Origin of the sequence: Dysgonomonas sp. UBA7710, from assembly GCF_002482385.1 — a bacterium.
Lineage (GTDB): Bacteria > Bacteroidota > Bacteroidia > Bacteroidales > Dysgonomonadaceae > Dysgonomonas.
In genome coordinates this window covers 1-7506 of the sequence record NZ_DLFW01000037.1, presented here as the reverse complement: position 1 = coordinate 7506, position 7506 = coordinate 1, and the positions used below count along the sequence as shown (strand labels likewise).

The following is a 7506-nucleotide window of genomic DNA, read 5'->3' as shown; positions in this document are numbered from 1 at the left end:
TCACGGACGAAATCTTTATCTTTCTTCAGGCCCAGCTCAAAAGACCTGTTCCCAAAGAATATTTGAACGGAGGGTATTTAGTTATCCGTGTCGACGGGGATTCTATGGATGACGGAACTAAGAGGCCGTTATCCGATGGAGACGAACTCCTCGTCAAAGAAAAAAACTAGGCATATTAGATGAGTTACCGATACGCGAAACTTTATTTGTTATAACGTCTTTAGATGGTAATGTTTTAAAGCAAATCACAGAGGTGAACAAAGAAGAAAGGTATATTCTTTGCCATTCTTTTAATCCGTCATATGAAGATTATAAAATAAGTTTTGATGATATATATCAAATATTTGTTGTTTGCAAGGTAGTCCAAAAACAAATAAGTTTAACTTGAATAAGCTATAAAGTATATAGCTTTCAAGATATGTCTAAAGTGTACTTAAAATTTTAACCGTGCAATTTTAGTGCAATTCTAAAAGTGTCGATCATAATTGTCTATATTTTAGTTGAATAAAAATATCAAATTACTTCTGGAAAGCGTGTATACCCCTAAAGGGTATCGAGAGTTCGAATCTCTTCCTTTCCGCTATAACTATTAGTTATAGTAAAAGCGACTCAATACATATTGTATTGAGTCGCTTTTATTGTTTAAAAGAATGCCTGTTTATAACCGTTATTAAGACAAATGAGATATTTATTTTTTATAAATATTTTATAAGTGATTTTATGCAATGTGTCATGTTTACTAATTCGGAAAAAACAATCATGGCAACATTCAAAGCTGTTATTTTAGTTGGTAATATTCATAAAAGGTTGGATAGTACAAAAAATATTAGAATAAGAACTTACTTATGTTTTAAAACCTTCTCTTAAATATTAAATATTAATTAAATTATGTTATTTTTATATTTTATTTGTGAAATCTGAAGATGACATTTATCTATATGATAAAAAGAAATATTTCTCTTTATATAAAGTGCCTGAAATCGTAATTTAAATACTAATAATTAATATCTTAACTATGAAACCTGTCCAGATTCTCTTCTTGCTGTTCCTGTGGATGGCATTACCCGGTTTTAGCCAGTTGAACAGTTCTCACAACCATCTTCGTCCCGGCGATGTGTTAATAAAACAACAGGTAGAATATAAATATCCCGGAGGAGGGGGTAAGGACCGTCTTTGGGATTTCAGGAACCTCAAGACACTGAATGACGCCTATACCCTGACATATTCATTACCGCCTCTGGAAGGGGATAGTGTTTATATACTGGGTAATACCCGTTATCCTAAAAAGGATATTTCGGACAATGAGCTGATTGTGGGCACGGAACATAATACGATGTATTATTACCGGATGATACATGACTCACTATTACAGACCGGCCATGAAAACCCCTCTGTCGTACTGGCTTATACCTCTCCTGTGGTACAGGCTGTCTATCCGCTGAACTACGGTCAAAGCACCAGTTCGCAATACCTATCCGAAGGTTTATATTCAGGAACAGTGGCTATACAGACCAAAGGCACGGTGACAACTGCGGCCGATGCCTACGGGAAGTTGCTGCTTCCTTCGGGAGATACACTCAGTCCTGTACTTAGGGTTAAGACAACGCAGACGATTTATGATATACCGGGTGAGGGAAGCTATACGGTTGATGATGCAGGCAATACAGGTAAACAGTTAGAAACCTGCTGCTGGTACAGCAAAGGCTACCGCTATCCGGTATTTGAGACTGTTCGTAATATTAACCTGAATGACAGTACGGAAATCTTTTCCACAGCATTTTTCTATCCACCACAAGACCATCTTTATCTGGAAACCGATCCTGAGAATTTTGCTTTGCTGGAAGAAATGTGGGATATGGATAAGAAACAGGAGGAACTGCAAGAACAGGCAAAGACGGTTTCTCTGGAAGATATTATGAGTTGTAAGATATACCCGAATCCGGTAATCTCTATTCTGAACCTGGAGTATGAGTTAAAGCAGGAAGCGAAAGTCGCTTTTGAATTGTATTCGATAGAGGGGATGCCGGTAAGAAGAACACAAGCCAAACCGCAAAAGGTCGGCACGTATTATGAGAGCATCGACTGCTCAAATCTACAGTCGAAGAATTATGTACTCAGGATTACGGCGAATGGGACATTTGTGAATGAAATTGTTATTAAAAAGTAAACCTTATTTTTATTTATTTCCAAAAATCCGGATGAATTATGCCAAAACATAATATTAAAGCTATGATAAGATATATATTATTTTTATTCATATCGGTTGTGTTTATAACACCAATGAACGCACAATCGAATAATGTCCTATTCATGAAACCTCAGGTAACACTTCAAGCTCCCAATATATCCTCTTTGGGAAATTTTGGCAATTTTCCTATCGGACATTATTCAGGAACGACCAATCTCAGTATACCCTTTTATGAAATAGATCTGGATGGTCTGAAAATTCCTATAGAACTAAGATATAATTCATCGGGAATTAAAATAGAACAAGAATCCAGTTGGGTAGGATTAGGCTGGTCCTTACAGATCGGGGGCACTATTTCCAAGGAAGTAAGAGGATGGAATGACTTCGGAGGTAATATTATAGATTACAATAAATATCCTGACTATTTTTTTGGTAAAAATCCTGATCCTGACCCTGGGTATTATTTCAATGATTCGTATGATTTTCCACCCCGGAACTCAAATGATGAGATTGTACGAACATATGCAAGTAATAACTCAAATGAAGTTGCCATTCTGAATAAACTGTCAAATATAGATACACAACCGGATATGTTCCATTTTAATTTTTGCTCTTATTCCGGAACTATGTATTTTGACCGAAAAACAAAGATGGGGAACCTGTATGCAAAACCTATTGTAAAGAATCCTAAAGATTATTTAGATATCAGTTACGATATAAAAAATTCGAAATGGACGATAACGGATTCATACGGATACAAATTCTATTTCAGTTCTACCGAAAGGACAGAAGTCCATGATATCTCCTTTCCTTATCCTTCAGGACCTAATCCTCCTTATCCGGTAACATATGATAAGAAAAACATCCCGTCGAGGATAAAAATGCCTGTTGTCACGACAAGCTGGTACATCGATTCTATCGTTTCCCCCAAAGGGAATAAGGTAACGTTTCACTATGACACGGAACTGTTCTCTACCCCAGTGATGTTCACTGAAGTATTGTTGATGAAAACTACCTGTACAGCAAGAAATTTAAACTATAACTACAGTTATTCGGTTCATGAACAAAATATATTGAAGAAGATCGAATTTAACGGAGGAAGCATTCTTTTTAGTACATCGGCAAGAAAAGATATAGATAATGTACACTATCCAAATTCGGAACTCTCCAGAGGGCATACCGGCATTGATTCTCAAAAACTGGACGATTTAGAGATCCGGAATACGGGTAGTGTTACTGTAAAGAAATTCAAATTCGGATATAGCTACATGGGAGACACAAATGACTATAATAGTTGCCGCTTGGTACTGAATACCGTAACGGAAGAAAGCGGCAATACAAAGCTGAACCCGTATGAATTCACATATATACAAGGGATTCTGCCTAAAAAGAATTCGATCGAAACCGATCTCTGGGGATATTACAATGGGCCATTAAAGAGAGTGGCCGGGGGATATTTTACGATACCAACCTTTGTTGAAGCGACAGATAATAAAAAATTAGAAGTGCGTGGGGGAAAATATGCAATACCTGATTTTAATTATGCCCGGATAGGGACGCTTAGCGAAGTCAGGTATCCGACAGGTGGCATATCAGAATTTGTTTATGAATCTCCTGTGGTTAATACACAATATGCTTATTATTCTGAATACAGAGGAAACGTCGCCTCTTTCAGACACATTCCATATGCTAATCCTGCGGATTTGAATATACTCACTTTTTCATCGACATTCACTTTGACAGAAGAGGCTTATGTCCAGATTAATACCTCGTATTATTATTTCGAGAACATCTTAAGCGGTAATTATCCGGATAATTACGTGTCGTTATGGTTACGGCGTGTGTTGCCCGATGGTAAGAAGGAAACAGTTATTGACAGTAAGGATATTGGATTCAGGCTGTTTGGGAAAACCGGCGAAAAGAAGAGTGAACTTTATTTGCTGGACGCAGGAACATATGAACTTGCCGGGCAAAAAGAGCCGTACTTGGTAAATAAATACCACTTTTTCGTCGATGCCAGTTCTCAATCGGTAAAACGGACGCCTTGTAATTTGGGCGGAGGACTAAGAATAAAGGAAATACACAGCTATGATAAAGGCAGTTTGATTTCCAAGAAGAAATTCTCTTATGAAACCGGTACCTTACTCGCGGATGCGGAATATCTGAATTTAATGCGGTTTGGAAATACACCTCTACCTACTGTATGTTCTCCTAACACCTCCGGTTATGTTTCTTTTGATGTCTCTGTAAACGGAAAGGCTTCGTCAAATATCGGTTACCGGTATGTAGAAGAAACTACTGAAGACTCCGCAGGGCAGACAACCGGAAAAACAGTTTACCGCTACCATGTCGAACAATCGGGAAAGATTTCATCCATGCCGGGGTTTCCTTATGAACCCGATCTCCGGAACGGAACGTTATACGAAACCGGTATATATGACAACAAAGGCTCTATGGTAAAAAAAATAGAACGGATTTATTCAATAAAGCCAGGACAAACGGAAAAGCTAACGGAAGCGTTATTTATGTATTACGGCCCCCATGATATACCTCCTGGGTCAAAATTCTATGATCTGAAATCGGAACGCTGGGTCTTGGATAGTGAGATCACAACCGACTATCTTAATGGTAACGGAATATTGAAGAGCTCGACCAAATATACATATGATCCGGTTTACTGGACTTTAACCAAAACAGAAATGAGTGACAGTAAAAATGAAAAATTAGAAGAATTATCCAAATACCCGTTCAATTTTACGGATCCGATGAGCGTAAAAATGATAAATAGGAACATGGTAGGCGCTCCTGTTGAAAAAGTAGCATTGAGAAACAATCTGGTAGTGTCAGGCAATAAAGCCATATATTATGATTCCTTAGGAATGTGTTTACCAAAGGTGATCCAGAAGCTCAATATAGCCAAGCCTGAAAGTTTGACATCTTACAGCCAGTTTTTTGAAGAAGAATTTCGTTTCGACCGATATGACAACAAAGGGAATGTTGTCCAGATTACAGATAAAGATAATGTTCCTACCGTTTACCTCTGGTCTTACAGCGGACAATATCCTATTACCGAAATCAGGAATGCCACATTCACAGAAGTGGAGGCTGCAGTAAAAACGGTATTTTCAGTAGCCAATACCGATGCCTTGTCCGCGCAATTAACACCGAATGAGACAAAACTTAAAGACGGCAGCCTGCAAAAAGCATTGCCAAATGCCCTTGTTACTACCTATACATATAGACCTCTTGTAGGCATGCTCACTTCAACCGACTCATCAGGAATAACTACTTATTATGATTACGATGCATTCGGACGGTTGAAAGAAACCTATATTTATAAGGATAACATTATCGCTCCTGCCAATAAGCAAGCTGTGCAAAAATATGAATATCATTACCAGAACCAATAAAAACGAACGATTGTTATGAAAAAGAATATTTTAATTATCCTGTCACTTGTAATGACAACAATTATATATGCTCAAGACCAGACTGTAAATGGAAACCTATCTGTAAAAGGAAAATTGATTCTGCCTCTAGCTGCAGTTCAAGATAACCAGTCTCCAGGTTTAATAGCCGTAAATAATGATGACTTTCTATACAAAGGAAAATATCTTAACCATTATGGATTAGGATTCTATAGACGTAATGATTCGGAATCAGCTCTACGAGCTTATATATCCGATTATTTTGGAATTGACTTTTTTACATCAGGTGCTCAAAGAGTAACTATTGGAAATAGTGGCAATGTCGGCATAGGGACAGACAGTCCCCAATATAAGCTTCATATAGAAGGCGATACATATACTACCGGCTGGTTTAGAGTAAATGGGAATCAGGGACTCTATTTTCAGTCTTGGGGAGGAGGCTTTTATATGACAGACGCTACATGGATAAGAACCTATGGCAATAAAAATTTTTATCATAATACCGGAGTCATGCGTACAGACGGGGTATTCCATGTCGGGCCAAATGGAGATCGGTTGATTGTCAATGCGAATGGCAACATCGGCATCGGTGTTACCACCCCTCAATCCAGACTCGAAGTCGCCGGTACTATCCGTTCCAAAGAAGTCAAAATAGAAGCCACCGGCTGGTCCGATTTTGTTTTCAATAAAAATTATGATTTACCGAAACTTTCGGAAGTAGAAAAGCATATAAACGAGAAGCAGCACTTGCCCGGTATTCCATCGGAGAAGGAGGTATTGGAAAATGGGATCAATGTAGGAGAAATGCAGTCCAAACTTTTACAAAAGATAGAAGAGTTGACTTTGTATGTTATCGACCTTAAAAAGGAAAATGACCGACAGAGTAGGGTTATACAGGAATTACAGAATCAACGTAACAATTAAATACAGAAAAGACAAATATGAAAAAATTAATACTATTTCTAATTTTGTTATTTGCTTCCAATATATGTTTTGGACAATCAATGAATGTTTTCAGCAAACCGGACTTACCACAATACATACTAGTTGGCAGTATACCCGGCAGTTTGGAATGGGCCGGAAATGTAGAGAGAGTCAAGGTCGAACTATTCGGAGGTAACTATGGTGAAGGCTCACAGTCAAGGATAGTTTATGTTGTAGATTCCAGATACGGGTGCAGAATAAGTAAAGAAATTACAGCAGGCATAACGACAGGAACCCATAAATTAAGAATTTTCCAACGAGACAATATGTATGATGTTGTTATTGAAGTATTTGGTTGGGGTGGATATAATATCAGATCGACCGTCTTATCATATGAAGCATATCCATCTGATTTTAAATGTGTAACCTATGATATTTCCGAAAAAAAAGAAGTGACTTCTAATTTCATCACAACTATACTCACAGTCAGCGATAAGAATGGTAATTTTGGTATCGGTACAGAGAATCCCCAATCCAGACTCGATGTCGCCGGTACCATCCGTTCCAAAGAAGTCAAGATAGAAGCCACCGGCTGGTCCGATTTTGTTTTCAATAAAAATTATGATTTACCGAAACTTTCGGAAGTAGAAAAGCATATAAACGAGAAGCAGCACTTGCCCGGTATTCCATCGGAGAAAGAGGTGTTGGAAAATGGCATCAGTGTAGGAGAAATGCAGGCTAAGCTTTTACAGAAGATCGAAGAACTGACATTGTATGTCATCGAACAGGACAAAGTGATTAAATCCTTGAAAGAAGAAAACAAGGAGATTAAGAATCAACTAAAAAACGTTCAGCCATGAAAAAACTACTACACCATCTCTGTTTGTTGCTGTGCAGTACAGGCTTATTCAGTCAGGCTAACCTCACCCTGAATACGGTCCGTACCTCGGGAGGCGCAGAGACCGC

Annotated in this window: 4 protein-coding genes; all 4 read left to right on the top strand. The window is 38.0% G+C overall.

Annotated features, from left to right (window positions below; translation table 11 throughout):
* Positions 1-1015 precede the first annotated feature (1015 nt).
* Positions 1016-2167, top strand: a complete 1152-nt coding sequence (locus B3317_RS11535; RefSeq protein WP_291111605.1) for a T9SS type A sorting domain-containing protein — start codon at positions 1016-1018, stop codon at positions 2165-2167.
* Between the two features lie 62 nt (positions 2168-2229).
* Positions 2230-5598 (top strand): hypothetical protein, encoded by a 3369-nt coding sequence (locus B3317_RS11530; protein ID WP_291111603.1) that lies wholly within the window; start codon positions 2230-2232, stop codon positions 5596-5598.
* A gap of 15 nt (positions 5599-5613) precedes the next feature.
* Positions 5614-6540, top strand: a complete 927-nt coding sequence (locus tag B3317_RS11525; protein ID WP_291111601.1) for a hypothetical protein — start codon at positions 5614-5616, stop codon at positions 6538-6540.
* 17 nt (positions 6541-6557) lie between these two features.
* Positions 6558-7400, top strand: coding sequence for a hypothetical protein (locus B3317_RS11520; RefSeq protein ID WP_291111599.1), 843 nt, complete (start codon positions 6558-6560; stop codon positions 7398-7400).
* The last annotated feature ends 106 nt before the right edge of the window (positions 7401-7506 follow it).

Coding starts and splice junctions, on each gene's coding strand:
- B3317_RS11535 (WP_291111605.1), top strand. CDS start 1,016: ATGAAACCTGTCCAGATTCTCTTCTTGCTGTTCCTGTGGATGGCATTA.
- B3317_RS11530 (WP_291111603.1), top strand. CDS start 2,230: ATGATAAGATATATATTATTTTTATTCATATCGGTTGTGTTTATAACA.
- B3317_RS11525 (WP_291111601.1), top strand. CDS start 5,614: ATGAAAAAGAATATTTTAATTATCCTGTCACTTGTAATGACAACAATT.
- B3317_RS11520 (WP_291111599.1), top strand. CDS start 6,558: ATGAAAAAATTAATACTATTTCTAATTTTGTTATTTGCTTCCAATATA.